23 protein-coding genes and 2 pseudogenes are annotated in these 24,878 nt (G+C 67.9%); 11 read left to right on the top strand and 14 right to left on the bottom strand.

Annotated elements, in window-relative coordinates:
- Positions 1-166: 166 nt before the first annotated feature.
- Both ACIBNA_RS16285 and ACIBNA_RS16290 read left to right on the top strand, forming a co-directional pair.
- Positions 167-622 (top strand): hypothetical protein, encoded by a 456-nt coding sequence (locus ACIBNA_RS16285; protein ID WP_399165857.1) that lies wholly within the window; start codon positions 167-169, stop codon positions 620-622.
- A gap of 108 nt (positions 623-730) precedes the next feature.
- Positions 731-1,462: an NDP-sugar synthase gene (locus tag ACIBNA_RS16290; RefSeq protein WP_399165858.1), complete on the top strand. Its 732-nt coding sequence runs from the start codon at positions 731-733 to the stop codon at positions 1,460-1,462.
- Positions 1,463-1,563: 101 nt separating this feature from the next.
- On the opposite strand, the gene ACIBNA_RS16295 is transcribed toward ACIBNA_RS16290, so the two are convergent.
- The 6 genes from ACIBNA_RS16295 to ACIBNA_RS16320 all read right to left on the bottom strand — a co-directional run bounded on the left by ACIBNA_RS16295 (position 1,564) and on the right by ACIBNA_RS16320 (position 7,908).
- Positions 1,564-3,270 carry a DoxX family protein gene (locus ACIBNA_RS16295; RefSeq protein WP_399165859.1) on the bottom strand — a complete coding sequence of 569 codons (1,707 nt, stop codon included), beginning with the start codon at positions 3,268-3,270 and terminating at the stop codon, positions 1,564-1,566.
- Positions 3,271-3,398: 128 nt separating this feature from the next.
- A complete protein-coding gene (gene rlmB / locus ACIBNA_RS16300) occupies positions 3,399-4,334 on the bottom strand; it encodes a 23S rRNA (guanosine(2251)-2'-O)-methyltransferase RlmB (RefSeq protein ID WP_274817277.1) in 936 nt (311 codons plus the stop codon).
- A gap of 117 nt (positions 4,335-4,451) precedes the next feature.
- Positions 4,452-5,849, bottom strand: a complete 1,398-nt coding sequence (cysS, locus tag ACIBNA_RS16305) for a cysteine--tRNA ligase (protein WP_399165860.1) — start codon at positions 5,847-5,849, stop codon at positions 4,452-4,454.
- Between the two features lie 44 nt (positions 5,850-5,893).
- Complete coding sequence (ispF, locus tag ACIBNA_RS16310) at positions 5,894-6,397, bottom strand: 2-C-methyl-D-erythritol 2,4-cyclodiphosphate synthase (RefSeq protein ID WP_399165861.1); 504 nt, start codon at positions 6,395-6,397, stop codon at positions 5,894-5,896.
- Entirely contained in the window at positions 6,387-7,151 is a 765-nt protein-coding gene (gene ispD, locus ACIBNA_RS16315) for a 2-C-methyl-D-erythritol 4-phosphate cytidylyltransferase (protein ID WP_399165862.1), read from the bottom strand. Before ispD ends, ispF begins: the two co-directional genes overlap by 11 nt.
- 274 nt (positions 7,152-7,425) lie before the next feature.
- Positions 7,426-7,908, bottom strand: coding sequence for a CarD family transcriptional regulator (locus ACIBNA_RS16320; RefSeq protein ID WP_003953493.1), 483 nt, complete (start codon positions 7,906-7,908; stop codon positions 7,426-7,428).
- Between the two features lie 583 nt (positions 7,909-8,491).
- Between ACIBNA_RS16320 and ACIBNA_RS16325 the strand changes: the two genes are divergently transcribed.
- Positions 8,492-9,160 carry a DUF461 domain-containing protein gene (locus ACIBNA_RS16325; protein WP_399165863.1) on the top strand — a complete coding sequence of 223 codons (669 nt, stop codon included), beginning with the start codon at positions 8,492-8,494 and terminating at the stop codon, positions 9,158-9,160.
- Positions 9,161-9,239: 79 nt separating this feature from the next.
- Here ACIBNA_RS16325 and ACIBNA_RS16330 read toward each other — a convergent pair whose 3' ends face one another.
- Together ACIBNA_RS16330 and ACIBNA_RS16335 are read right to left on the bottom strand one after the other, a co-directional pair.
- Positions 9,240-9,920, bottom strand: coding sequence for a response regulator transcription factor (locus tag ACIBNA_RS16330; RefSeq protein ID WP_004929857.1), 681 nt, complete (start codon positions 9,918-9,920; stop codon positions 9,240-9,242).
- On the bottom strand, positions 9,917-11,209 hold the full coding sequence (locus tag ACIBNA_RS16335; RefSeq protein ID WP_086602278.1) for a cell wall metabolism sensor histidine kinase WalK: 1,293 nt from the start codon (positions 11,207-11,209) through the stop codon (positions 9,917-9,919). Before ACIBNA_RS16335 ends, ACIBNA_RS16330 begins: the two co-directional genes overlap by 4 nt.
- A gap of 246 nt (positions 11,210-11,455) precedes the next feature.
- Between ACIBNA_RS16335 and phoU the strand changes: the two genes are divergently transcribed.
- The 3 genes from phoU to ACIBNA_RS16350 all read left to right on the top strand — a co-directional run bounded on the left by phoU (position 11,456) and on the right by ACIBNA_RS16350 (position 12,819).
- A complete protein-coding gene (phoU, locus tag ACIBNA_RS16340; RefSeq protein ID WP_274817286.1) occupies positions 11,456-12,160 on the top strand; it encodes a phosphate signaling complex protein PhoU in 705 nt (234 codons plus the stop codon).
- Positions 12,161-12,258: 98 nt separating this feature from the next.
- Positions 12,259-12,414 (top strand): hypothetical protein, encoded by a 156-nt coding sequence (locus ACIBNA_RS16345; RefSeq protein ID WP_274817287.1) that lies wholly within the window; start codon positions 12,259-12,261, stop codon positions 12,412-12,414.
- A 153-nt stretch (positions 12,415-12,567) separates the two neighbouring features.
- A complete protein-coding gene (locus ACIBNA_RS16350) occupies positions 12,568-12,819 on the top strand; it encodes an SCO4226 family nickel-binding protein (protein WP_399165864.1) in 252 nt (83 codons plus the stop codon).
- Positions 12,820-12,843: 24 nt separating this feature from the next.
- On the opposite strand, the gene ACIBNA_RS16355 is transcribed toward ACIBNA_RS16350, so the two are convergent.
- Positions 12,844-14,100: a serine hydrolase domain-containing protein gene (locus ACIBNA_RS16355; protein ID WP_399165865.1), complete on the bottom strand. Its 1,257-nt coding sequence runs from the start codon at positions 14,098-14,100 to the stop codon at positions 12,844-12,846.
- A gap of 57 nt (positions 14,101-14,157) precedes the next feature.
- A complete protein-coding gene (locus ACIBNA_RS16360; protein WP_399165881.1) occupies positions 14,158-15,483 on the bottom strand; it encodes an MDR family MFS transporter in 1,326 nt (441 codons plus the stop codon).
- A gap of 191 nt (positions 15,484-15,674) precedes the next feature.
- Here ACIBNA_RS16360 and ACIBNA_RS16365 point away from each other — a divergent pair, with 191 nt between their 5' ends.
- Entirely contained in the window at positions 15,675-16,436 is a 762-nt protein-coding gene (locus ACIBNA_RS16365; RefSeq protein ID WP_020271854.1) for a phosphoglyceromutase, read from the top strand.
- 90 nt (positions 16,437-16,526) lie between these two features.
- Here the strand turns inward: ACIBNA_RS16365 and ACIBNA_RS16370 are convergent.
- Positions 16,527-17,081, bottom strand: a pseudogene (locus ACIBNA_RS16370) (tyrosine-type recombinase/integrase); the annotation flags it as partial.
- Between ACIBNA_RS16370 and ACIBNA_RS16375 the strand changes: the two are divergent.
- Both ACIBNA_RS16375 and ACIBNA_RS16380 read left to right on the top strand, forming a co-directional pair.
- Complete coding sequence (locus ACIBNA_RS16375) at positions 17,044-17,379, top strand: hypothetical protein (protein WP_399165866.1); 336 nt, start codon at positions 17,044-17,046, stop codon at positions 17,377-17,379. The pseudogene ACIBNA_RS16370 and the gene ACIBNA_RS16375 sit on opposite strands and share 38 nt — an antisense overlap.
- 35 nt (positions 17,380-17,414) lie before the next feature.
- Complete coding sequence (locus tag ACIBNA_RS16380; protein ID WP_399165867.1) at positions 17,415-17,714, top strand: glutaredoxin domain-containing protein; 300 nt, start codon at positions 17,415-17,417, stop codon at positions 17,712-17,714.
- Between the two features lie 94 nt (positions 17,715-17,808).
- On the opposite strand, the gene ACIBNA_RS16385 is transcribed toward ACIBNA_RS16380, so the two are convergent.
- The 3 genes from ACIBNA_RS16385 to ACIBNA_RS16395 form a co-directional block, all read right to left on the bottom strand.
- Positions 17,809-19,644 (bottom strand): IS481 family transposase, encoded by a 1,836-nt coding sequence (locus tag ACIBNA_RS16385; RefSeq protein WP_399165882.1) that lies wholly within the window; start codon positions 19,642-19,644, stop codon positions 17,809-17,811.
- 245 nt (positions 19,645-19,889) lie between these two features.
- A complete protein-coding gene (locus tag ACIBNA_RS16390; RefSeq protein ID WP_399165868.1) occupies positions 19,890-22,931 on the bottom strand; it encodes an NACHT domain-containing protein in 3,042 nt (1,013 codons plus the stop codon).
- Positions 22,932-23,488: 557 nt separating this feature from the next.
- Entirely contained in the window at positions 23,489-23,803 is a 315-nt protein-coding gene (locus ACIBNA_RS16395; protein ID WP_399165869.1) for a hypothetical protein, read from the bottom strand.
- Between the two features lie 311 nt (positions 23,804-24,114).
- On the opposite strand from ACIBNA_RS16395, the pseudogene ACIBNA_RS16400 reads away from it, so the two are divergent.
- Together ACIBNA_RS16400 and ACIBNA_RS16405 are read left to right on the top strand one after the other, a co-directional pair.
- Positions 24,115-24,381, top strand: a pseudogene (locus tag ACIBNA_RS16400) (HNH endonuclease); the annotation flags it as partial.
- A gap of 69 nt (positions 24,382-24,450) precedes the next feature.
- On the top strand, positions 24,451-24,660 hold the full coding sequence (locus tag ACIBNA_RS16405; RefSeq protein WP_399165885.1) for a hypothetical protein: 210 nt from the start codon (positions 24,451-24,453) through the stop codon (positions 24,658-24,660).
- Positions 24,661-24,878: the final 218 nt, after the last annotated feature.

Raw genomic sequence — 24,878 nt, forward strand, 5'->3', positions numbered from 1 at the left:
CCCCGCAGCGCGCTGCGGGGCCCTTCTCGTTGTCGACAAATACCCCGGCAGACCGGACGTTTCGAGTCGTGTGCGTCAACGCGTTACCCAAAAATGGGCACTCTCTCATCCCCCGAACCGGTGACTCAATGTCTATAAACCATCACTCCGCGCTACCCTCACACGCGTGAAGCACTCCACTAACCAACAGACGCGACGCGGCCGGGGCCCCGCCCGCCGGATCGGCCGCACCCTCGCTTTCGTCCTGCCCGTCGTCCTGGTGCTCTCCGGGACCCTCGCGGTCACCCGAGTCAACTGGTCGGGAAGCCCCTCCGACCCGGTGCTCACCGCCGCGGACACCAGCACGTCCACCGGCACCGCGCGGGCCGCCAAGCGCGCCCCGCAGGACGTCCTGCGCGACACGCTGCTCACCGAGCTCCAGGAGGAGAACCCGGGCGTCGCCCTCACCCACCTCCAGCAGGCCGTCAACGGCCGTCCGTCGCTGGCGAAGCACTGCGCCTCCATCGCCCGCGCCCTCGGCCAGGCCGCCGTCCGGGTCTACGGCCCGACGCGCGCCCAGTCCTACGCCCGCCCGGTCTGCGACACCGCCTTCGCCACGGGCGTCGCGGCCGCGCACAGCTGAGCGCACCGCCCCGCCGCCGAACGAGAGGGGTGGGAAGCCGGCAACGACTGACGCGAGTACCTTCCTCCACCGCGGTCCCGGGCGGGACGCCACGTACAGTTCGGTCTCATGAGCGATCCGAGCGCCGCGTCCCGCCCCGTTCAAGCCGTCGTTCTGGCCGGTGGCCAGGGCTCCCGGCTACGTCCGTACACCGACGACCGGCCCAAGCCGATGGTCGAGATCCCCGGGACGGGGACCCCGATCATCGGCCATCAGCTGTCCTGGCTCGCCGAGGAGGGCGTGACGGACGTGGTGGTCTCCTGCGGCCACCTCGCCGAGGTGCTCGAGAAGTGGCTGGAGACGGCCGATCTGCCCGTCTCCGTCACCACCGTCGTGGAGTCCGAGCCCCTCGGCCGGGGCGGCGGCCTCAAGTACGCCGCCGCGCATCTGCCCCACCCGGACCAGCCCTGGTACGCCACGAACGGCGACATCTGGACCCGGTTCTCGCTGCGTGACATGGCGGACTTCCACACCGAGCGGGACGCCGTCGCGACGCTGGCCCTGGCCCGGCCGCGCCTGCCGTGGGGCGCGGTGAAGACGGACGGCTTTGGCCGCATCACGGACTTCATCGAGGCCCCGCCGTCGACCTTCGAGATCAACGCGGGCGTGTATGTCTTCTCCCCCGAGTTCGCGGGGCTGCTGCCGGACCGGGGGGACCACGAGCGCACGACGTTTCCCCGGCTGGCCCGCGAGCGGAAGCTGGCCGGGTTCACGATCCCTCAGGGGTCGTATTGGCGTGCGATCGATACGGCGAAGGATCTGACGGAGGCCGCGAAGGAACTGTCGGCTATGGGGCGCTGAGGGCCGTACAGCCCCATGCCCCTTGAGTCCGCTGCCCCTCGGCAACAGAAGGGCCCCGCACCTTCGACGTGCGGGGCCCTTCTGTTGCCTGGCTCTGCCGGTTAGCCCAGCAGGCCGCCCACCAGGCCCGGTCGGCCCGTGGACGAGGAGCCGCCGTCGCCCCCGCCGGAGCCCGAGCCGCCGGTCGCCGTGCCTCCGGAGGGGCCGCCGGAGGTGGGGCCGGAGCTGGTGCTCGGGGCCTGGCCGACCGGGGAGGACTGCTGGGGCGGGGCCTGGCCCGCGCTGCCCTGGGTCTGGCTGGGCGAACCGCCGGTGACGGTGCCGACGTCCCGCGTGGCTCCCGGCCTGGTCGTGGTGCCCGCGCTGGGGCTGGCCGAGCCGGCCGTGGCGCCCTGGGTGGGCGAGGTGGGGGCCGACGGGGTCCGCCTGTCCTGCCGCTTGCCGGGTTCGCCCGGGAGCGGGGAGCCGGGCAGTTCGTTGCGCGGGGCCTCGCCGGGGCCGGGGACGACGACCCGGTCGTCGTCGCGGACGGCGCCGCCGAGCAGCGAGCCGACGAGCAGGGTGAGGCCGACGGCGACGGCGGTGACGAGGGCGCCGCGGCGCAGCACGTAGCGGCGCAGGTCCCAGATGTTGGAGCGGGGTCCGAGGCGGCGCCAGGCACTGCCGGCCAGTCGGCCGTCGACGGAGTAGACGGGGGCGCCGGCGATGATCAGCGGTGACCAGGCGGCGAGGTAGATGATGTCGGGGGTCTGGTAGGCGGGGACGCTCTTCCAGCTGACGGTGACCAGCAGCGCGGCCGAGAGCAGGGCGCCGAAGAAGGCGGCGACGCGCTGCCAGCAGCCGAGGACCGTCAGGACGCCGACGATGACCTGGGCGAAGGCGATGACCAGTCCGGAGCCGACCGGGTGCTGGAGGGCGAACTGGCGCAGCGGCTCGGCGACTTCCCAGGGGTGCAGGGTGTTCAGCCACGTGACCATGGAGCCGCGCTTGCCGCCGTCGAAGTAGACGGGGTCGCACAGCTTGCCCATGCCGGCGTAGATGGAGATGGAGCCGAGGAAGACGCGCAGCGGGAGCAGGACGACGCCGAGGTTCATCCGGCGGCCCGGGTAGTAGGCGTGCCGTGCCGGGTCGTCGCCGTGGCGCTTGACGGGCCGCTCGGTGTCGTCCGCCTCGGCGGGGAGGTCCTCGAACCCCCCTTCCTCGTAGGCGGGTTCGTCGTAGGCGCCGGCGACCGTGCGCATGGGCGGCAGCAGTCGGGTGCCGTCGGCGGGCTCGTGCGTGCGCTGCGGGCCCACGACGGGGGTCTCGACCGTCTGGGTGAGGTCGTCCTGGTAGCCGCCCTCGTAGCCCGTGCCGCCGTAGCCGCCGTCCTGGTATCCGGCGCCGTAGCCCGGGGCCTGCGGGTCGGTGCCCACGCGGGAGATGACCTGGGTGGCCCCGGTGTCGGTGGCGGGCTCGTCGGGGTGGCGGACGCTCTCGTGCCGGATGGCCTGGAGGAGCCGGTGGGCGCCGGTGTCGTCGGGCGCGGACTTGCCGCTCCAGACGACGGGCCGGCGGCGGGTGGCGGCCCCGTCCGCCGCGGTGACGGGGATGCGGGCGGTGTCCTCGGCGGCGGTCAGATGCCGTGCGACCCGTGGGGACAGGGTGCGACGCGTCGAGACGCCCAACTGCACGCGGAAGCTCGCGTGGTTGACGATGACCTGCGCCGGGTCGCTCGGCACCTTCACCATGCTCAGCGCGGGAGCGTCGTCGAGTCCCGACGAGCGGTCCCCCGTGGGTGTGCGGGGTGTTCTGGTGTCCACACTCATCTAACCGAGTGACGTCGGGATAGGACACTGCTTTGACTCGCCGGATCTGTCCGGACCCCGTCAAGCTTGTCCTCGTCGCCCCGATGTTCCCGGAATTAACCCGTACGGGTGAGGTGGCGGATGCCTGTTCAGCTGCGCCGGCGGACCGCCTCGTACAGCACGATGCCCGCCGCCACACCGGCGTTGAGCGACTCGGTGCCGCCCGGCATCGGGATCCGCACCCGGAAGTCGCAGGTCTCCCCGACCAGCCGGGACAGCCCCTTGCCCTCGCTGCCGACGACGATGGCGACTGGCCCGCCCAGGGCCTCCAGCTCACCGAGTTCGACCTCGCCGTCGGCGGCCAGACCGACGACCACGATGCCGGCCTTCTTGTACGCCTCGAGGGCGCGCGTCAGGTTGGTGGCGCGGGCGACGGGCGTACGGGCGGCCGCGCCGGCGGACGTCTTCCAGGCACCCGCCGTCATCCCGGCGGCCCGCCGCTCGGGCACGACGACGCCGTGCCCGCCGAAGGCGGAGACGGAGCGGACGACCGCGCCGAGGTTGCGCGGGTCGGTGACACCGTCGAGCGCGACGATCAGCGGGTCCTCGCCGTCGTCGAGGGCGGCGTCGGCGAGGTCCTGCGGGTGGGCGTACGTGTACGGCGGGACCTGGAGCACGAGCCCCTGGTGGTTCAGCCCGTTCGTCATCCGATCGAGCTCGGGGCGCGGGGCCTCCATGAGGTTGATGCCGCCGCGCTCGGAGGCCAGTTGCAGCGCCTCGCGCACCCGCTCGTCGCTGTCGATGAACTGCTGCACGTACAGCGTGGACGCCGGCACGCCCTCGCGCAGCGCCTCGACGACGGGGTTGCGCCCGACGACGAGCTCGGAGGTGCCCCTGCCTCGCGGGCCCTTGGTGCGGCCCTGGGCGCGGCGCGACTTGGCCTGGGCCGCGCGCTGCTTGGCGTGGCCCTTGCGCATCTCGGCGGGGGGCGTCGGCCCCTTGCCTTCCAGGCTCCGGCGTCGCTTGCCGCCACTGCCGACCTGCGCGCCCTTCTTGCCGGACATGCGGCGGTTGTTCGCGGCCATGAGCTACCCGTCTCCGTGAAGTGGTTCGTACGTACGTCTGTTACGTCTGTGCAGTGTGCCGCCCGGAGGCCCGGGCGGCACAATCGATCAGCTGCAGATCTCGTCCCGGCGCTGATCTCAGCGCGGTCCGAGGCTCCAGCGCGGCCCTTGCGGGCTGTCCTCGATGACCAGGCCGGACTGGCTCAGCTGGTCGCGGATGGCGTCCGCGGTGGTCCAGTCCTTGCGGGCCCGGGCGGCCTCGCGCTGGTCGAGGACCATGCGGACGAGCGTGTCGACCACGCCGTGCAGATCGGCGCCGCGGTCGCTCTCCCCGGCCCAGTGGGCGTCGAGCGGGTCGAGTCCGAGGACGCCGAGCATGGCGCGGACCTCGGCGAGCCGGGCCACCGCGGCTTCCTTGTCGTCGGCGGCCAGCGCGCTGTTGCCCTGCCGGACCGTGGTGTGCACCACGGCGAGCGCCTGCGGCACGCCCAGGTCGTCGTCCATCGCCTCGGCGAAGGCCAGCGGCACCTGTGCGGCGGGCTCGACGGCACCGGCCTTCTCCACCACGCGCTGTACGAAGCCCTCGATCCGCGCGAACGCCGACTCGGCCTCGCGCAGCGCCTCCTCGCTGTACTCGATCGTCGAGCGGTAGTGCGGGGTGCCGAGGTAGTAGCGCAGCACGATGGGCCGCCAGCGCTTGACCATCTCGCCGACCAGGACCGAGTTGCCGAGCGACTTGGACATCTTCTCGCCGCTCATGGTGACCCAGGCGTTGTGCACCCAGTACTGGGCGAAGTCGTCGCCGTAGGCCTTGGCCTGGGCGATCTCGTTCTCGTGGTGCGGGAAGACCAGGTCGAGGCCGCCGCCGTGGATGTCGAAGGCGGTGCCGAGGTACTTGTGCGCCATCGCCGAGCACTCCAGGTGCCAGCCCGGGCGGCCGCGGCCCCACGGCGTCTCCCAGTCCGGCTCGCCGGGCTTGGCCGCCTTCCACATGGCGAAGTCGCGCGGGTCGCGCTTGCCGGTGATGCCCTCCTCGGCGGGCTGCCGCATCTCGTCGAGGTCCTGCCGGGACAGCTCCAGGTAGGAGGGCCAGGACCGGACGTCGAAGTAGACGCTGCCGTCGGCCTCGTAGGCGTGCCCGCGCTCGATGAGGCCGCGCATCATCTCGACCATCTCGGTCACGTGCCCCGTGGCGCGCGGCTCGTAGGTCGGCGGCAGGCAGCCGAGGGCGTGGTAGCCGTCGTTGAACGCGCGCTCGTTCTCGTAGCCGATGGCCCACCAGGGCCGGTTCTGCTCGGCCGACTTGGTGATGATCTTGTCGTCGATGTCCGTGACGTTCCGCACGAACGTGACGTCGTAGCCGCGGTAGGCGAACCAGCGGCGCAGGATGTCGAAGTTCAGACCCGACCGGATGTGCCCGATGTGCGGTGCGGCCTGCACGGTGGCACCGCACAGGTAGATCGAGACGCAACCCGGCTTGAGCGGGGAGAAGTCACGGATCTGCCGGGCGCTGGTGTCGTACAGGCGAATAGTCACGGGACCAGGGTAGTAGGCCGTGGGGGTGCGTGGGGCAGCGCCTTTCACCCGACTCGCACGACCAACGCCGTGGCCACCGCCATCAGGCCCTCCTCGCGTCCCGGGAAGCCCAGTCCGTCCGTCGTCGCGCCCGACACCGACACCGGTGCTCCCGCCGCCTCCGACAGGAGCTTTTCCGCCTCGTCCCGCCGTTTGCCGATCTTCGGCCTCGGGCCCACGACCTGTACGGCGATGTTGCCGATGCGGAAGCCCGCCTCGCGGACGATCCGGGCCGCCTCCGTCAGCAGCGTGACGCCGGACGCGCCGGACCACTGGGGGCGGCCCGTGCCGAAGTGCCGGCCGAGGTCGCCGAGGCCCGCCGCCGAGAACAGCGCGTTGCACGCGGCGTGCGCGACGACGTCCGCGTCCGAGTGGCCCGCGAGGCCCGGTCCCTCGCCCTCCCACTTCAGGCCGGCGCACCACAACTCGCGACCCTCCTCGAAGGCGTGGATGTCGGTGCCGATGCCGACCCGGGGCAGGGGCACCTCGGGCATCGGGTCAGAAGCCATCGTTGAGCCTCCTGCGGGCCAGGACCGCCTCCGCGAGCACCAGGTCCAGGGGCCGGGTGACCTTGAACGCCTCCTCGTGGCCGGGCACCGCCACGACCGTGATGCCGAGCTGCTCGACCATGCCGGCGTCGTCGGTGACGTCTGAGGACACCGCCTCGTGCGCCCGTACCAGCGTCGCCCGGTCGAACCCCTGCGGCGTCTGGACCGCCCTCAGCCGCGCGCGCTCCGGCGTCGCGACGACCGGCTCCGGCTCGCCGGGCGCCTGGGCGGGCTCGACCTGCTTGACGGTGTCGGCGAGCGGCAGCGCCGGGACCACGGCCGGGGCGCCCTCGCGTACGGCCTCGATCACGGCGTCGACCGTGTCCACCGGCACCAGCGGCCGGGCCGCGTCGTGCACCAGCACGATGTCGTGGCCGGGCGGCAGCGCGTCCAGGCCGAGCTTCACGGACTCCTGGCGGGTCTGCCCGCCCGGTACGACGAGGAAGTCGGTGCGCTCGGGCAGCGCGTGCGCGTCGAGCAGCGACTTGACCTCGGCGGCACCGTCGGGCGGGGCCACGACGACGACCAGCGAGACGGCGCGGGAGGCGGCCATCGCGCGGACCGCGTGGATGAGCATGGGGGTGCCGCCCAGCGCGCGGAGCGCCTTGGGGGCGCCCGGGCCGAGCCGTACACCACGGCCGGCGGCCGGGATCACGGCCGCCGTACGGGCTGCCGCAGAGGCGGCCGACGGCGAGGGGCGCGAAACGTCAGACATCGGTTCCTGTCAGGTTTGTGTGTTGCCCTGGCGTGGGTATGGCCTGGAGGAGTGCCGGGCGCGACGCGCTCGACCGGACCCTTCCGTGACGCTGGTCGAGCCGGCTGCCCGGGCCCGGCACGCCAAGCACCGGATCGTGAGTGATAACACATCCGGCGATGACGGCGCATTCGGCGTCCGCGTACGAACATGCCGCAGCGCCCGGCGACAGAAGAATCGTCATCGGGCACCGCGGCATTTCGATGTTGCTGAGTGCTGAGCGACAGGCGCCGCCTCAGGAGGCGAGAACCTCGTCGAGCAGGGCCTCGGCCTTGTCCTCGTTGGTGTTCTCCGCGAGAGCGAGTTCGCTCACCAGAATCTGGCGGGCCTTGGCGAGCATGCGCTTCTCACCAGCGGAGAGTCCACGCTCGCGCTCACGACGCCACAGGTCACGCACCACTTCCGCGACCTTGATGACATCGCCCGAGGCGAGCTTCTCCAGGTTTGCCTTGTAACGACGGGACCAGTTCGTGGGCTCCTCGGCGTACGGCGCGCGCAGCACCTCGAAGACCCGGTCCAGCCCGTCCTGACCGACCACATCACGCACGCCGACGAACTCCGCATTGTCCGCTGGCACACGCACTGTCAGGTCACCCTGGGCGACCTTCAGCACCAAGTAGGTCTTGTCCACGCCTTTGATCTGGCGAGTTTCGATAGCCTCGATCAGCGCGGCCCCGTGATGGGGATAGACCACGGTGTCGCCAACCTTGAACGTCATGTGACAGGTACCCCTTCCGTGGCTATCCAGAGTAACACGGAAACTGCGGGTTCTGAATGGCGTTTTCGCAGGTCAGGGCACATCTCGGGGCTTGACAAGTCCAACAGGAACGTGCTTCGGACAGGGGATGGAAGAAGGTATTCGCAGGTCGGAGCGGCTCTCCAGGCCGAGCGAAACGCGTACGTTACACACATCCGGAGCCCCCTCCAAGCGGCCGAACATCCCCATATGTCCGGTTCTGTATGATCGACTTCCGCTACTCCGTTCGGCGGCCCGAGCCGGGTTCCGGTCGAATCCGGAATTGATCACGAGGCGTCCGGGCGAGCCGTCGGTGATCAATTCCCAGGTGGTCCGCACATTCCTTCACGGAAAATTTGCGCTGCTGTCCGAGGCTCTTATGTGAATGCCGGACGAGCACCCCGCCAATGTGACCCAGGAGTCACTGTGGCCCAGGTGGGATCACAGGTGCCGGGGGGTCGGGTGCGGCCGCGCCGGAACGGCTCGGTAACCTGAGGCCCGCTGACAGACACTTAGGGCGGCTTTATCGGCCGCTCCGCTCTCGAGTCAAGGAGTTGCCGCCGCCGTGAGCAGCAGCCTTCGACGCGGCGCCCTCGCCGCCGCCGCCATCGCGTTCTCCGTCGCCTCGCTCGCCGCGTGCGGTGCCGGCAACAACGCGCAGACCCTCGAGATCCAGCCGGACCACGCGGCGACGAGCGTCGGCAACATCAAGGTCCAGAACGCGATCGTGATCACGCAGCCCGACCTCGAGTCGACCGGCCCGGCCGCGATCTCCGCCACCTTCTTCAACTCCGGCAGCACCGCCGAGACGCTGGAGTCCATCACTCTCCCCGGCACCGGCGAGAAGGCCGAGCTCAAGCCCGCCAAGGGCGGCAGCCTGAGCATCCCGGCCGGTGGCAGCCTGGTCCTGGGCGGCAAGGACAACGCCACGGCCGTGCTGCCGAGCGGCCGCGAGGCCGCCCAGGACGGCAACGCCCAGGAGGTCACCTTCACCTTCAGCAAGACCGGTGACGTGAGCCTGCGCGCGTTCGTCGTCCCCGCCGAGCACCACTTCACCGAGTGGGGCCCGACCGAGGTCCCGGCCGCGCCGGGCGCCTCGGGCTCCCCCTCCGGCTCGCCGGCCGGGACGGAGAGCCCCGCCGCCGGTGAGACCCCGGGTGGCCACGAGTCGCCGGGCACGCCGACCGACGCGGCGTCCGCGAGCGCGTCGACGGGCGCAGGCGCCGGGCACTGAGCCTGCGCGAGGCAGTCGTACGAAAGGGCGGGACCTCCTGTGAGGTCCCGCCCTTTCGCGTTCGTCCTACGCGGCCGGCTTACGGCTCGAACTTGTAGCCCAGGCCGCGGACCGTGACCAGGTAGCGCGGGGCGCCCGGGTCCGGCTCGATCTTGGCGCGAAGGCGCTTGACGTGGACGTCGAGGGTCTTGGTGTCACCGACGTAGTCGGCGCCCCAGACCCGGTCGATGAGCTGCATGCGGGTCAGCACGCGGCCGGCGTTGCGCAGCAGCATCTCCAGCAGGTCGAACTCCTTCAGCGGCAGGTCGACCTTGGTGCCGCCGACGGTGACCACGTGCCGGTCGACGTCCATGCGGACCGGGCCGGCCTCCAGCGCGGCAGGGGTCACCTCCTCCGGCTCACCGCGGCGGCGCAGCACGGCCCGGATACGGGCGACCAGTTCGCGCGAGGAGAAGGGCTTGGTGACGTAGTCGTCGGCTCCTATCTCCAGGCCGACGACCTTGTCGATCTCGCTGTCCTTGGCGGTCACCATGATGACGGGGACGTTGGAGCGGCCGCGCAGCTGGCGGCACACCTCGGTGCCCGGCAGGCCGGGCAGCATCAGGTCGAGAAGGACGAGGTCGGCGCCGTTGCGCTCGAACTCGTCGAGTCCGTCGGGCCCGGTGGTCGCGACGGCGACCTCGAAGCCCTCCTTGCGGAGCATGTACGACAGGGCGTCGGAGAAGGACTCCTCGTCCTCGACGACGAGCACTCGGGTCACGGAAGGACCTCCGGGGCAGGAAGCGTTTCGTACGCGGTTGATTCGGGGGATGTGGGGGTGGACCGCCCGGCCTCTTCGTCGAGGCCCGCGCCTCCTGCGCGTGCTGATCGGGCGGGCTGCTGATGTGCGCGGTCGCGGGCCGCACCGGCCTCCGGCAGCCGCAGGGTGAAGGTGGAGCCCTGGCCTTCGGCGCTCCACACCGTGACCTCCCCGCCGTGCGAGGCGGCCACGTGCTTCACGATCGCCAGCCCCAGTCCCGTACCACCGGTGGCACGGGAGCGGGCCGGGTCGACGCGATAGAAGCGCTCGAAGATGCGCTCCTTGTCCTTGTCGGAGATGCCGATGCCCTGGTCGGTGACGGCGATCTCGATGTGTTCCCCGCCGGCTGCGTTCACCCTGCGGGCCGCTATGCCGACGCGGGTGCGGGCGGGCGAGTAGTTGACCGCGTTCTCGACGAGGTTGCCGAGGGCGGCGGCGAGCTGGCCGCGGTTGCCCCACACGTGCAGGTCGGCGGTGCCGCCCGCGGCCATGGTGATCTGTTTGGTGCCGGCCTGGTGCCGGCAGCGGTCTATGGCCTCGGCGACGAGCTCGTCGACGCGCACGGGCTCGGCGTCCTCCAGCGGATCGTCGTTCTGCACCCGCGACAGGTCGATCAGCTCCTGCACCAGGCTGGTGAGCCGGGTGGCCTCGATCTGCATGCGCCCGGCGAACCGCTCCACGGCCTCGGGGTCGTCGGAGGCGTCCATGACGGCCTCGGACAGCAGGGAGAGGGCGCCGACGGGCGTCTTCAGCTCGTGGCTCACGTTGGCCACGAAGTCACGCCGGACCGCCTCGATCCGGCGGGCCTCGGTGAGGTCCTCCACGAGCAGCAGCACCAGCCGGGAGCCGAGCGGCGCGACCCGCGCCGAGACGGCCAGGGCCTCCCCGCGTCCGGTCCCGCGCCGCGGCAGGTCCAGCTCGACCTGGCGTATCTCCCCGTCGCGCCGGGTGTCCCGGGCCATCTGGAGCATCGGCTCGACGGCGAGCTTGCCGCCGCGGACCAGGCCGAGGGCGTACGCCGCCGAGCTGGCCTTGACCACGGCGTCCGCCTCGTCGAGCACGACGGCGGAGGACCTGAGGACCGACAGGACGGTGTCCACGCCCGGGGGCAGCACCGGATCCGTGTGCAGGGAGGTTCGTGTCGGGCGCTTCTGTTCGCGCTCACTCCAGCGGAACGCCAGCATGGCGATGACGCCGGTGAGCACCCCGGCGATCGCAGCCGCTGCGGCGACCGCCGCGTTCACGTCCATGTACCCAGGTTAGGCATGGGACGGGCACGGGCCACAGCCGTCGGGCTACGAGCTCGAACACTCGTCGCCCAGAGTTCACCTTGGAGCCAGTATTGGTTCATTTGGGATGACGGAAACGGACGCGTACGGGCCGGAACGTGGGAGCGTGGGGTTCGGACCATCGGTAATAGGACAGTCGTACCGCTGGTTGTTCGGTGGGCCCTGGCCCTATGAACCCCCGACCCAGACGCACGAGAGGGAAGCCTGATGCGGGACGCGTACCACGAGGAACTGGACTCGATCGGCGACGGTCTGGTGGAGATGGCCCGGCTGGTCGGCTCGGCGATCGGGCGCGCCACCACCGCCATGCTCGACTCCGACCTGAAGCTGGCCGAGAACGTCATCGAGGCCGACCAGAAGGTCGACGAGCTCCAGCACGACCTGGAGGCCCGGGCCATTGCCCTGCTGGCCCGGCAGCAGCCGGTGGCGACGGACCTGCGCATCGTCGTCACGTCGCTGCGCATGTCGGCCGACCTGGAGCGCTCGGGCGACCTCGCCCAGCACGTGGCGAAGCTCGCGCGCCTGCGCTACCCGGACCGCGCGGTCCCGAGCGACCTGCACGCCACCATCCTGGAGATGGGCCAGCTCGCCCAGCGCCTGATGGCCAAGGCCGCCGAGGTGATCATCACCAAGGACGTCGACCTGGCGCTCCAGCTGGAGCAGGACGACGACGCGATGGACCTGCTGCACCGCACGCTCTTCCAGCACCTGATGGACGACCGCTGGAAGCACGGCATCGAGACGGCCGTGGACGTGACGCTGCTCGGCCGCTACTACGAGCGGTTCGCCGACCACGCGGTCTCGGTCGCCAAGCGGGTGGTGTACCTGGTGACGGGTGAGCACGCGGACGAGCTCCAGACGACGGACGTACAGCCGGAGATCCAGGCGGTGACGGGGTCGGAGAGCGCCTGACCTTCGGTCGCTGGGGCGCGGGCGCCTCTGTGCGCCGTTGATGCGCCCAGTGCAGCGGGCATCCAATGGGCACAGGCACCAGCCTTGAGGAGGGACCCATGGCCGAATCCCCCGACACCACGCCCGACCCCACGCAGGATCGCCAGACCGAGCAGCCCGTCGAGATCAGGAACCTGCCCCTGGTCGCCGCGTGCGGCTGCGGCTCGGGCTGCGGCTGCGGGTGCCAGTCGGGCAGCCCCTGCCAGTGCGGCTGACGCCGGCACCGTTCGTACGACCAGCAGGGCTCCGGTGGCTCGCCGCCGGGGCCCTGCGGCGTTGTGGTCGCCTCCGTGCCCGTACGGGCGGACCATGGAAGTACGCCCGCTGTCCTGGCGTACCGCCGGCTACTGGGAAGGAGGCGCGACGTCATGGCCAAGTTCATGGATGTCCACCACAGCATGAAGGGCATCACGGAAGCGCAGCTGCGCGAGGCCCACGACGCGGACCTCGCCATAGAGAAGGACGAGAGCGTCCACTTCGAGGCGGCCTGGGCGGACCCGGAGTCCGGCCTCGTCTACTGCCTCTCCGAGGCACCCTCCGCGGAAGCGGTCCAGCGCATCCACGAACGCGCGGGGCACAAGGCGGACGAGATCCATCCGGTGCCGTTGACGGTCTCGTGAGGTGAGCGGTGCGGTCGGCCCGTCTCAGGGAGCGCTCCGGCAGAACTCGGATGCGACAGCGGCGTCCTCCAGTCGCTGCTCGCCCCAGTCGCCGTTGCGGTTCATGGTCATGACCTGCCGGCCGTCCGCCGAGGCGAGGGTGCGGGTCGCGGAGCCGGGGATCATGCCGCCGTGCCCCCAGGCCCAGCAGCCCTCCGCCAGCTTGAAGTGCCGTAGGCCCAGGCCGTAGACGTCCTGCGGGCCGCCGTGGCCCTTGTCCCCGTCGACGGGGACGGCGTCGAGGAGTTGCCGCTGCTGTGCGGGCGGCAGCAGGTCACCGGCCAGCAGCCTGGACAGGAAGGTGTTCACGTCGCCCACGGTCGAGATCATCTGCCCTGCGGAGAAGGCGACCGTGGGACTGAACTCGGTGACGTCGCGCACCTTCGCCTGCGGCCCGTCCTCGAAGAGCGTCGAGTAGTGCCGCGCGTGGGGTGAGGGCAGCCCGGGCGAGGTGCCCGGCGCGCTCGTGCCGCGCAGACCGAGCGGTCGTATGACGAGGCGCTCGACGGCGTGCGCGTAACTGCAGCCCGTGGCCTTCTCTATGATCATGCCGGCCAGGACGTAGTTGGTGTCCGAGTAGTCCCACTTGCCGGGTCGGCCGGGCTTGCTGCCCTGCTCCGGCTGGAAGTTCGGCGGGTGGGCGAGCGCGATGTCCACCAGTTCCCCGGGGGACCACCTGGTGTACCGGTTGCGGTCGAACTCGTCGCCCGCGTACCCGGCCCGGAAGCCGGCGTCCATGTTGTAGTCGAAGATCCCGCTCGTGTGGTTGAGGAGGTGCCGCACGGTGATGTGCCCGGGCCGGTACCCGTTGCCGCGCACCACTCCCGGCAGCCACTTGGCCACGCTGTCGTCCAGCGACAGCTTTCCCTCGGCTTCCAGCTTGAGCAGCGCCGTGGCGGTGAAGGTCTTGGTCACGCTGGCGATGCGGAACCTCTCGTGGGTGCTCCGCGGCCGCTCCGAGCCGAGCCTGCGGACACCGGCCCGGCCGTCCCACACTCCGTGCCGGTCGCGGACCTGGGCGATGACGCCCGGGGTGCCCTGCGCGACGATCTCGTTCAGCACGGCCCGGGTCGTGGCATGGGCTGCCTGGCCCTCCGGCTGTAATCGGGACGGCGGGCGGTGGGACGGACCGGCCCCCGCGGAGGTGGCGACGGCGAGCATGGCCGTGCCGACGAGGGCGGCGAGGACGGAGAGGACGGCGGGGAGGCGACGGGCTGACTGCTGCTGCCGGTGGTGGGTCATGGGAACAGCTCATCAAGCGCCGTATCCGCACACCATCGGGAACATCCCGGAAACGGATCAGGGGCCGGACGCGGAACGCTCCGGGACCTGCCCCAGGGCACCGGCGGCAGGTTCAGCCGGTTCAGCCGGCTTCTCCTCCGGCAGCCGCCGCATCAACGCCCCGTACCCCAGCCCGGCCACCGTCCCGACCACCGCGCACAGCCCCCACAGCCACTCCGCCCCGAACCGGTCGATGACGAAGCCGGACATCAGCGGGGCGACAAGCGCGGCGACGGACCAGGACATGGTGTACATCCCCTGGTAGCGACCGCGTCCGTGGAGCGGGGACAGCCGGACGACGAGACCCGTCTGCGTCGGCGCGTTGACGATCTCGGCCAGCGTCCACACGCACACCGTGAGGGCGATGACGCCGACCGACCCGGCGAAGGCGGTGAGTCCGAAGCCGTACCCCGCGAGGAGCGAGGAGATGACGAGCAGCCGGCGGGGGTCGCGGTGCTCGATGAACCGCGTGACCGGGATCTGGAGTACGACGATCAGGACGCCGTTCACGGCGATCGCCATGCCGTACTCGGCTGGCGTGAACCCGGCCTCGCCCATCGCCACCGGCAGCCCGATCGAGCCCTGCTGGAAGATCAGCGCGACGAGGAAGGACAGTCCGACGACGCTCATGAAGCGCCCGTCGCGCAGTACGGTCCCGAGGCTGACGGAGCTGTCGGGGGCGGCGGCCGTCTCCTCGGAGGCGACGGCCGTCTTCTCGGAGGCGACGGCCGTCCTCACCGTCTCGGCGGGCTTGGACTCCGGCAGCCGCAGGAAGACGAGGATCGCGCAGACCATCGTCATCCCCGCCTCGAGCAGGAACCCGGCGCGATAGCTGACCTCGGCGATGAACCCGGCGGCCATGGAGGACACGGCGAAGCCGAGGTTGATGGCCCAGTAGTTGAGGGAGAAGGCGCGGATACGGTCCTCCGGCCGCACGATGTCCGCCATCATCGCCTGCACGGCGGGCCGGGACGCGTTGCTGGCCATGCCCACGAGGAACGCGACGCCGGCGATCGCGACCGGGTGGTGCACGAACCCGAGGATCGCGACGGACACGGCGGTCGAGGCCTGCGCGATCAACAGCGTCGGCCGCCGCCCCAGCCGGTCGGTCATCACGCCGCCGCCCAGCGAGGAGATCACCCCGCCGAGCCCGTGCAGGGCGGCGACCAGACCGGCGTACGTGGCCGAGTAACCGCGGTCGAGCGTCAGGTACAGCGCCATGAAGGTGGCGACGAAGGCGCCGAGCCGGTTGACGAGGGTGCTGGTCCACAGCCACCAGAACTCGCGGGGCAGTCCGGAGACGGTCTCCCGGACGGCACGTCTGGCACGCAGGGCGTACGGCATGGACGACATGGGCTCCCCCGAGCGCAAGGGTGTAAGGGTGTGGGACGACGCAGCGGTGTAAGCGGCACAGCCCGCAGGCACAAGTTACAAAGCCGCGGTTGACAGAGGCCACTCAATTAACAGAACCCGTCAAACGTCCGCCTGCCGGGCAGCCACGCGAACGGGCGAATGCGTGGATTACGCTCTGGGGCATGGCCGACGCACCGTACAAGCTGATCCTCCTCCGCCACGGCGAGAGCGAGTGGAACGAGAAGAACCTGTTCACCGGCTGGGTGGACGTCAACCTGACCGCGAAGGGCGAGAAGGAGGCGACGCGCGGCGGCGAGCTGCTGAAGGACGCCGGCCTGCTCCCCGACGTCGTGCACACGTCCCTCCAGAAGCGCGCCATCCGCACCGCGCAGCTCGCCCTGGAGTCCGCCGACCGCCTCTGGATCCCGGTCCACCGCAGCTGGCGCCTGAACGAGCGCCACTACGGCGCCCTCCAGGGCAAGGACAAGGCCCAGACTCTCGCCGAGTTCGGCGAGGAGCAGTTCATGCTGTGGCGCCGCTCCTACGACACCCCGCCGCCGGCGCTGGACCGCGACGCCGAGTACTCCCAGTTCTCCGACCCGCGCTACGCGACCCTCCCGCCGGAGCTGCGCCCGCAGACGGAGTGCCTCAAGGACGTCGTCGTCCGCATGCTCCCGTACTGGTTCGACGCGATCGTCCCCGACCTGCTGACCGGCCGCACGGTCCTGGTCGCCGCCCACGGCAACAGCCTGCGCGCCCTGGTCAAGCACCTGGACGGCATCTCCGACGCGGACATCGCGGGCCTCAACATCCCGACGGGCATCCCGCTGTCCTACGAACTCGACGCCGACTTCAAGCCGGTGAACCCGGGCGGGACGTACCTCGACCCTGATGCGGCTGCGGCGGCTATCGAGGCGGTCAAGAACCAGGGGAAGAAGAAGTAAGCAGACACCAGTAAGCCCCTGACCTGCGGTTTCTTTGCAGGACGGGGGCTTTTTGGTGGGGCTGGGCCGTCTCTGGGCCGGTCGGCCCGACTGGGCCGTTTCGAAGACGGCTGCCAAGGCCTTGCGAGTACGCTCCTGGCTCGACGGCATGAGGTGCGCGTAGACGCGGAGGGTCAGGCCAGGGTCGGAGTGGCCGAGGTACTCGGCGAGGGCCTTGATGTTCTCCCCGGCGTCCAGGAGCACCGAGGCGTAGAAGTGGCGGAGGGCGTGCATGCCGTTCTCGCGGGACTCGGCGTAGGACTCGCCCCGCTTCCGCTCGGGGATCACCCCGGCCGAGGCGAGCGCACGGTTCCACACTTCCTCGTTGAGCGACGTCCGCCAGACGTGACCACCACGCGGGCCGGTGAAGATCAGCCGCTTGGTCGTCGGAGGCCCATCCGCCACCTTCCACGGCAAGGTGATCTCCACCGGCGGGAATCGCTTCAAGTGTGCCCGGAGCGCATCAGCGACCGGACCGGGCAGCGGCACGTCCCGCAGCTTGCCACCCTTGGGTGGGGCGAACACAGGCTTGCTGCGGCTCAGCTTGAGCTGCTGGACAACGTGGAGTGTGTCCGACTCGAAGTCGATCGCGTCGACTGCGATGCCGTACTCGGCAGCACAGGCAGACAGATGGGCAGCGGTCGCCCTGCGCACCATCTCACCAGCACTCGACCCGGACGCCTCAGACGAAGCCTGGGCCTGGCTCTACGACGGCCGCATCGATACCCGACGAGCCCTCCTACGCATGGAACCCTGCACGGTCTCGGTGACCCACGCCAGCACCCGTATCACATGGACGATCAGACCAGTGGTCTTCCTGCCGTTGTCCCACCGCCAAGGTGTCGAACTTCCAGCCTGCGCACACGACTTCCAACCCAACGCGAGCACGCAACACCTCCACTGATGCACCATTGGTTCGGCGCTGATCGACGAGCATGCATGGAGACGAGGGAGAGATCTGTGTCTGAGGAGCCTGGCGGCGTAGTCGTCTATTGGCGCCCCATGTGTACGTACTGCATGAAGCTGCTTACCCAACTCCGTTTCACGCGGCTCCAGTACACCAAGGTGAACATCTGGCGAGACCCGGACGCGGCGGCATTCGTCCGGTCGGTCGCCGACGGGAACGAGACTGTGCCCACCGTGACCGTGGCCGGCCGAGCAATGGTGAATCCCTCGAAGCGAGAGCTCCTAGAAGCGGTCGAGACCCACGCGCCGCACCTGCTGCCCAAGAGCAGCTGACCGCGTTTCACCGGGACCGGACAACCCCGCGCTGCCGTGTCTAGTCCCAGGTGATGTTTGACGTTCTGGTCCCAGCTGATGCTTGACGGTGGGCCTAGACAACATCGGAAGCCTTGTGGGGCTTGTTCGCTTTCACGTTACGGACCGGGACGTCGGTCGTGCGGCGGATGACGCGGATCTGGCCGTCGAGGTCGACGGTGATCGTCGTGTCCGACACGTGCACGGTCACCGTCTGGCCTGCGTATGGACGGCCGAGGGACACGACCTGCCGACAGACCATGACTGTGCCCACCGCGCTGACCCGCCGCTGCACCCGCACCGGCTCGACCCGGGGCCGGGGCGGCGGGCCCGCGGGCCGCAGGCCGTGCAACCGCTGCACCTCCTCGCTGGTGAGCGGGTTGGGCCGCACCCGCAGCAGCTCCCGCGAGGACGGGGCGAAGAACGACAACGTGGCCTCCTCGATGCGGACGCTCACCCGGCGCCCGCCGAGGATCTCCGCCGCCAGCACCTGGCGCCCGCCCAGGCCCACCAGGCCGTGGTTGTTCACGGTCCGGTCCACCTCGAACGCAGCACCGTCACCTGTCGGCAGCGGCGACGGCCCCGCCGCACGCCCTCCCCGGGCCGCCAGCTGGGCCAGATCCGCCACCGACAGGTGCGACCGCACCGACTTGATGCGCGACCCGGCGATCAGCAGGTGGATCACTTGCGTGTCGGCCCAGAACGTCACCGTCAGGCCCGAGCGGGCCGGGCCGAGCCAGAACTGCTTGCCCGCGACCTGCAGATTCCCACTCGCGGGCACCACCCGCTCGAACTCCACCGGCCCACCATGCTCCACCCCCGCCGATGGCGGGACCTCCTCAGACGGGCCGACGGGAACGGGCATTGCCTCAGCCGGATCCGGCTCCGCAGGGGCAGTCCGCTGCGGCGGCACCAGCGCCAGCACCCCGGGCACCCTCAGGCTCAGTACGTCCCGCTCCTGCTCGGGAACCGGGGTGAACCGGTCGGCCGGAGACTGCATGTCCAGCGCCTGATGCGGCCGGACCAAGTTGTACTCCTCCACCCATGCATCCAGCGCCGCCTGAGCCGCCTCGACGCTCTCGAAGGCACCGCAGTCGTCGAGGAGTTCACGCCGCAGCGTCTGGTGGAACCGCTCAACTTTGCCCGTCGTGGTCGGGGATGCCGGCTGAGTGAGACGGTGCGCGATCCCGTTCTCCCGGCAGATCCGGTCGAACAGCACCTCACCGCCATGCCCGAACCGGTCGGTGAACTGCTTGCCGTTGTCGGTCAGCACCTCCTCCGGGACCCCGAACGTCTGCAAGGCCCGGGCGAACGCCGCACACACCGCCCGCCCCGTCGCCCGCTCGACGACCGATGCGATCACGCAGTACCGGGAATGATCGTCCACCCCGGTCACGACCTTCGCCTCGGACAACTCACCCGTCACCGGATCGACCAGCAAGACCCCGCCGACGATGTCCATCTGCCACAACTGCATCGCACGGTCCCGCTGCCAGCGCTTGTAATCCGACCGCTTCCGGCGCCGCACTCCCGGTTCCACCAGCCCGTGACGGACCAGAATCCGATACACGGTCATCCGCGACGGCACCGGCGTTACTGCCCCGGACCGCTCCAGCACGAACGCAATCCGCCGCGGACCCCACTTCGGGTGCTTTCGCCGCAGCTCACACACCGCCGCCTCCACCTCAGCTGACGCCTGATGCGGACACGACGCCGGCCTACGCGAACGATCCGCCAACCCCGCCAGCCCCGAAGCCTCATACCGGGACTTCCACCCGCTCACCGTCTGCCGCGAGACGCCCAGCTGGGCGGCGACCTCCGTCACCGTCGCACCCGCCAGCACCGCAAGCACAGCCCGGTATCTCTGCTCGACAACCGACAACTCCACCAGCGCCAATCCCGGCCTCCCCACACACGCCGCAACGACGCGCACAGAAAAGCCGAACACGGCCACTGTCAACCATCAGCTGGGACCGAAGTGTCAAGCATCTACCGGGACCGGACACAGCCCCACGCGACAGACTGAGTTACAACTTTCTCTACTGGTTCAAGGCGGCTCGCTCCGCTCACCGCGCGCGGCCCGGCCCCCGGCCGGGCCTGCGCTCCTGTCTCCGCCCCGCTCCAGCCCGACCGGCGCCCGTGCCGCGCTCACAGCAATTAGCAAGCACGGTGGCCGCTGACTGCGGCTGCGAACTCAATGATCTTCTCTTCAAAACGAGTTTTATGATTGACGCCTGCGGCATACTCGGTAGCTTTTCGGATCAGTTCAGGATCTTCCGAGAGAACAGCCAGGAAGACAGCAGCCTTGACCTCATGGCTGTCCGACCGAGCATCTATGCGCTCCGCGATCTCCTCAAGCTCTACAGACGTCAAGTTCGGGGAAGCCGCAGTGAGGAGATCTTGCACTTCCACCAGAGCCCAACCCGCAAATCGTTGAACTCCGATATCAGGATCATGAAGATACATCTGTGTCAACTGAGACGCCAAGCCCTCGCGGCTTTCTGGATCCACGCCCCCGGATCTGGCAGTCCAGGCGAGTACCCACAGTGCGGCATAGCGCAAGATCGGGTTCTCATCGGTGATGAATGGCAGTACGCATGGAAGGCAATTGCGAGCTACTGAGACACCTGACTGAGGGTCGAGACCTTTTCCTCGAAATTCACCAGGCTCACCGTACGGCGAGTACGCAAGCATGAACAGAGCCCCCAGGGCCTCGACGCGTTCATATGCGTCGCCGTCAGCGAGCAACTTCTTCAGTCGGCTTTCCACGGACTCCGGGTCAGTCGCCTGAGGGAGGCTCATGAGGAACAGGCGTCCCAAAATCCCAATGGCTTGCGAGTCGCCAAAACTCGCCGCGTCAATCTCACTGCGTGCCTTCGCGAGAAGCTGGGCGCCATATCTGCTCGTTATGAGCCCGTCGAAGTATGAATGCTCGACATGCGGAATTATGAGATCAAGTGCACGGTCCGCCAGGGACGGTGTTGCCTGCACCTCGTCTTCCAGACACTGAAAGATCAAATAAGTAAGATCGAACGCTTCATCATATAGGAAGTCGTCTTCCGGTGACTTTGGTTCGATCCGATCTTCCGCTGTAAGCAGTTCATCCATGCGATCGCATAGCAATTCGAGAAGCGCCTTCCCCTTCCTGCCAGCTAGCACCCCGTAGAGGGCGATCACCTCATGCCATTGGGAATCCAATATGTGCTCTCGTACTTCCTCCAGTTGCCCCCCGTCCTCCGGGGCATTAGCGTGCCATCCGTGAGTGATTGCGGTAGCGGTCAAATATTCCTGGAATGTGAGATGCTTGAATTCGTAAGTCGGCTGCAAAGTTCCATCGTGAACCGCATGACCAACCTGGCTGACGAGGCTACTCCTCAGCTCTATGCGTTTCAATAGATCCTGCGGACTCAACTTGCAATAGCCCAGCACCTCCGGTAGGTCTTCCCTTGCCTGTCGGAATATTGCCAGCATTTCCTGTTGATGAACCTGCTGCTGGCCAGAGCTAGTCATACTGTGAGCAAGATAAGCTAGATGAGGCTTCGCTTCGTCCAAGTCGAGCGGTTCATATCCTTCGACGTTCCAGGTCATCAGCAACAGTTCTATAGCCTTCTCATAAAGAACCGATCGCTTACGGGGCAAGTCCCCCACCCACCGCTGAACGAGGAGAAGAGTTGTCAGAAGCAGGGGATTTACCGCCAACCGCCTCACTCGATCCGTCTCGATGATCCGCTCAGCAAGTTGCACAGCACGCTCAACTACCGAAGCATTACCTCCCTGAACTTGCTTATGCCATGCAAGAGTCAGCGACTTTATCTCCTCGTCGTTCAACTCGGAAATCTTATATTTGATAAACTTCTCACCTATAAAGCCCGCCACTTCACGGAACCCCGCCTCGCGACTCGTTACAATTACGGTGCATAGCGGATACCGACTCATGAATGTTCTGAGTCGGCGCAAGAACCCTGCCCTACCTCGAGGATCAGAAAATTCGTCGAGGCCGTCGATGAGGATTAGTGCCACCCCATCGCGAAGCGCGTGTGACACGAGTTTCGCGAAAGCAGGGCTTGCGGATGGAATCTCGGCTTGAGAAGGAATATCTAACAGCAGATCTGTAATCGTCGCGTTTTCGCTACGGATCTCGCGGCATTTGATCACAAGTGGCAGCCATGAGTTATCTGGCAAATTATCTGAAATTTGATTGCGTCGCTCCGGTGCAGTGTAGCTAATAGCCAGCCTCTTGACCAACGTTGATTTACCGGACCCCGGGGTACCGAGTACCGTAATCGCCTTGTGGGTTTCCAGTATTTTTCTCAGCGGGTGGCGCTCACGACGTGAATTTTCTGGTGGTGACTGCTCTTGCGTAGCGTCGACCTCGATCACTTCTTCTAGGAACTGGGGAATGTATAGCTCCTCGAGGGCTATGCTCTTAGACCCTAGGTGCTGATCTACCGGAAAACCTTCGAGCGTAAAGCCTCCGTATTCATTAGAGACGTACTCGTAGTACGTTTCCCGCACTGACTCGACGTCTTCCGCGGAAAGTTCTGGTGTCCCTTCGACGTAAGTCAGCGGTTCGACAATTTGTTTGGCCATGGCTCGCGATATTTTCTGCCCCATAGCGCGCGAAGGAAAGCTGCCATCAGCGTGGACAAGCGTATAGCCTTTACGCTCCCCGGCGAGCTGAAAGTAGATGATCCATATCCAGCCGCACTCATGAGCCACCAAATCTGGCGCTTCATCCAGCCGCCATCCAGCATGCCCCAGAGTGCCAGCCCTGAAGTAGGCCGACTCACGTGACACGATAATGCGTGCCCTTTGTAGGTGTTCCTGTATTTCGGAGGGACCTAGGAGGTGAACTCTCCGCCGGCCCGTTGCTGCTTCTTGCTCAAGTGCGGAGTCGGTAAAACCAGAGATCGAGACGAAGTAGCCAACCAAATATTCATTGGGCTGGCGCTCGGCATCCATAGCCCCTACAAATTTGTTGACATCCCCACCCCCAATCTTGTCCTTTTTTGCCTTGCATTCAATTAGGGCCCGCCGATCCTCTAGGGAATGCTCTGCAATAATGTCTAGTTCTCTTCCTGGCTTATTAATGTTGGTCCGCGTGATCTCGTAGCCGAGGGCATGAACTAGATCCTTCATCCGTTCGTTGAATAGATCACCGCGAGTGTTATCGTCGTCGGCAATGACGAATATCTTCACTTCATCCCCCTCGGCTCCTGTCAGACAAGACTGCATGTGATGATGCCAAAGACTCCGCGGTCGTGTCTGGAGTTCAGCCTCTGCCATGGAAGCCTCAGTCGTCACTGACGGTGCATTTGAGCCTCTCGTCGCATCCACGACAGACCTGGCCAGGCTGTGCAGAGAACCACGGGGAACAGGGGATACCAACTCAGCGGTCCATTGCGGCACACGTCTTTAGCCACAGGTCAGCGAGGGCAACCAGGCCAAGGCCTCCTCAGGCAGTGTCGTCGCGGGGGCCGGCCATCATGGCTTGTGTGGTCGACAGCATCGGCAGCGTGGCTGAGACCGGTGGGGCTGCAGCGAGACATACGCGTGCGCGGTCGGTCGACGCACCCGCCGTCGTGGCTGGCTGTCGTCGGCTGAGGTTCGTGCCACTGCCGTGCCAGATGCAGCGGTCAGCTATGGTCAACGAGGGCGTCTGACGGTCGAGTTGCTGGACATCTCACCAGTCATCGAAGCCCCAGGTCACCGGCACGACACCCCAGCCTCTCTCCTAGAGTGGTTGTCCAGACCGCTCACCGAGTCCACACGCGCTGGAACTCATCGGCCGGGATAGCCTCCAGCGGATCCTGTCCAGGATCGATTGCTTGGTCTGTCAGGCCGCCGTGCTCGTCCTCCAGGTACTCCCAGCTGTATCGGTGGAGCTGGCCGGCCGCGGTCAGCTCGGCCTGCTTGATGACGATCAACTCGCCGCGGTCGGGTACAGCCTCGATGTACCAGAGGCCGCTTTCTTCGTCAGCGTGGCGGAAATGGTGCCGCAGAGTGGCGCACTCGTCGAGTGCTCGGTAGTACGCCGTGATCTCTGCCGCGATGCGCTCCAGGTCGTCCACGGAACCATCGTGCCAACGACCGCAGGTAGTTGGGCCGTTCTGACATCAACAACTGACATCAACGGCGCCGGACGCCAGCACTCCCAGGCAGCCTGCCATGGCCAGCGTGACCGTGTCGTTCCCCGGCAGTGCCGAGGAGCGCTCGAACTCCTAAAGCGGTGGTCAGGTCGCCGTGGACTATGTGTGGACGGACCCGACCGACCGAGCTTCTGCGAGGTCCTGACCAGCCGCATTGCCTGAGACCCGCGCGGCCCCCTCTCGTCGTCACTTACCACGCATGAGTGGCGCGTGAGACACACTCGAACAAACTCATGCACGGACGACCTGCGCTCCGCCAGCCTGGTCGAGTGCTGCTACGTCTTCCAACACCACGTGGCCCTCTCCCTTCCTGGGTGCGCGAAGCCGTGCTGTCGGCTGCCGGCGGATGGTGCACCTACTGCGGGAGCATGGGCGTTCGCGCCGAGGTAGTCGACCACGTTGTGCCTCTTGAGCAGGGGGGCGCCGACGACATCACAAATCTTGTTCCTTCCTGCCGCTCCTGCAACGCGAGCAAGAGGGACCGCACTCCAGACCAATGGAGGAAGAGTTTGGAGCGTCGGCATTACGGTCCTCCCAGGTGGTGGGACCAACCGCCGTACCCCGACATCATGGACTACACAGCCGCCGGGCTGACGACCCTAGTTGGCGAGGCTCAGAATGAGGTGTTGGCAGCGGCACTTCCCTATCAGGAGCAGGCCGCTGCAAAGATGAAGGCCCGTATCGCTCGGTTTGACGTGAACCTGCGTAACCTCACTCCTGCCCAGAGGGAGGAGGTCCTAGGGGCGCTGCGTGCGCTAACTGACAAATACGACAGTTAAAAGTGCCCTACCGAGGTGGCGTCCGCACCACAAGCTCACCAGATCGAGCAGGGAGCAGCGGGAGAATGCGAGGCGTCGACTGACGATTGAGCCTAGAGGTTACAGCCCCCTTTTGCGCCTCTCCCTGCGCGCCTCCCCCGGTGCACCACGTCTGAACCATTTGACGGTTAAGGCACGGCTCTACGGCCAGCGGCTGGGAGCCCAGCCGAACTGTGTGA

Origin of the sequence: Streptomyces sp. NPDC050164 (assembly GCF_044459945.1) — a bacterium.
In the GTDB taxonomy this organism is placed as follows: Bacteria; Actinomycetota; Actinomycetes; order Streptomycetales; family Streptomycetaceae; genus Streptomyces; species Streptomyces coeruleorubidus_A.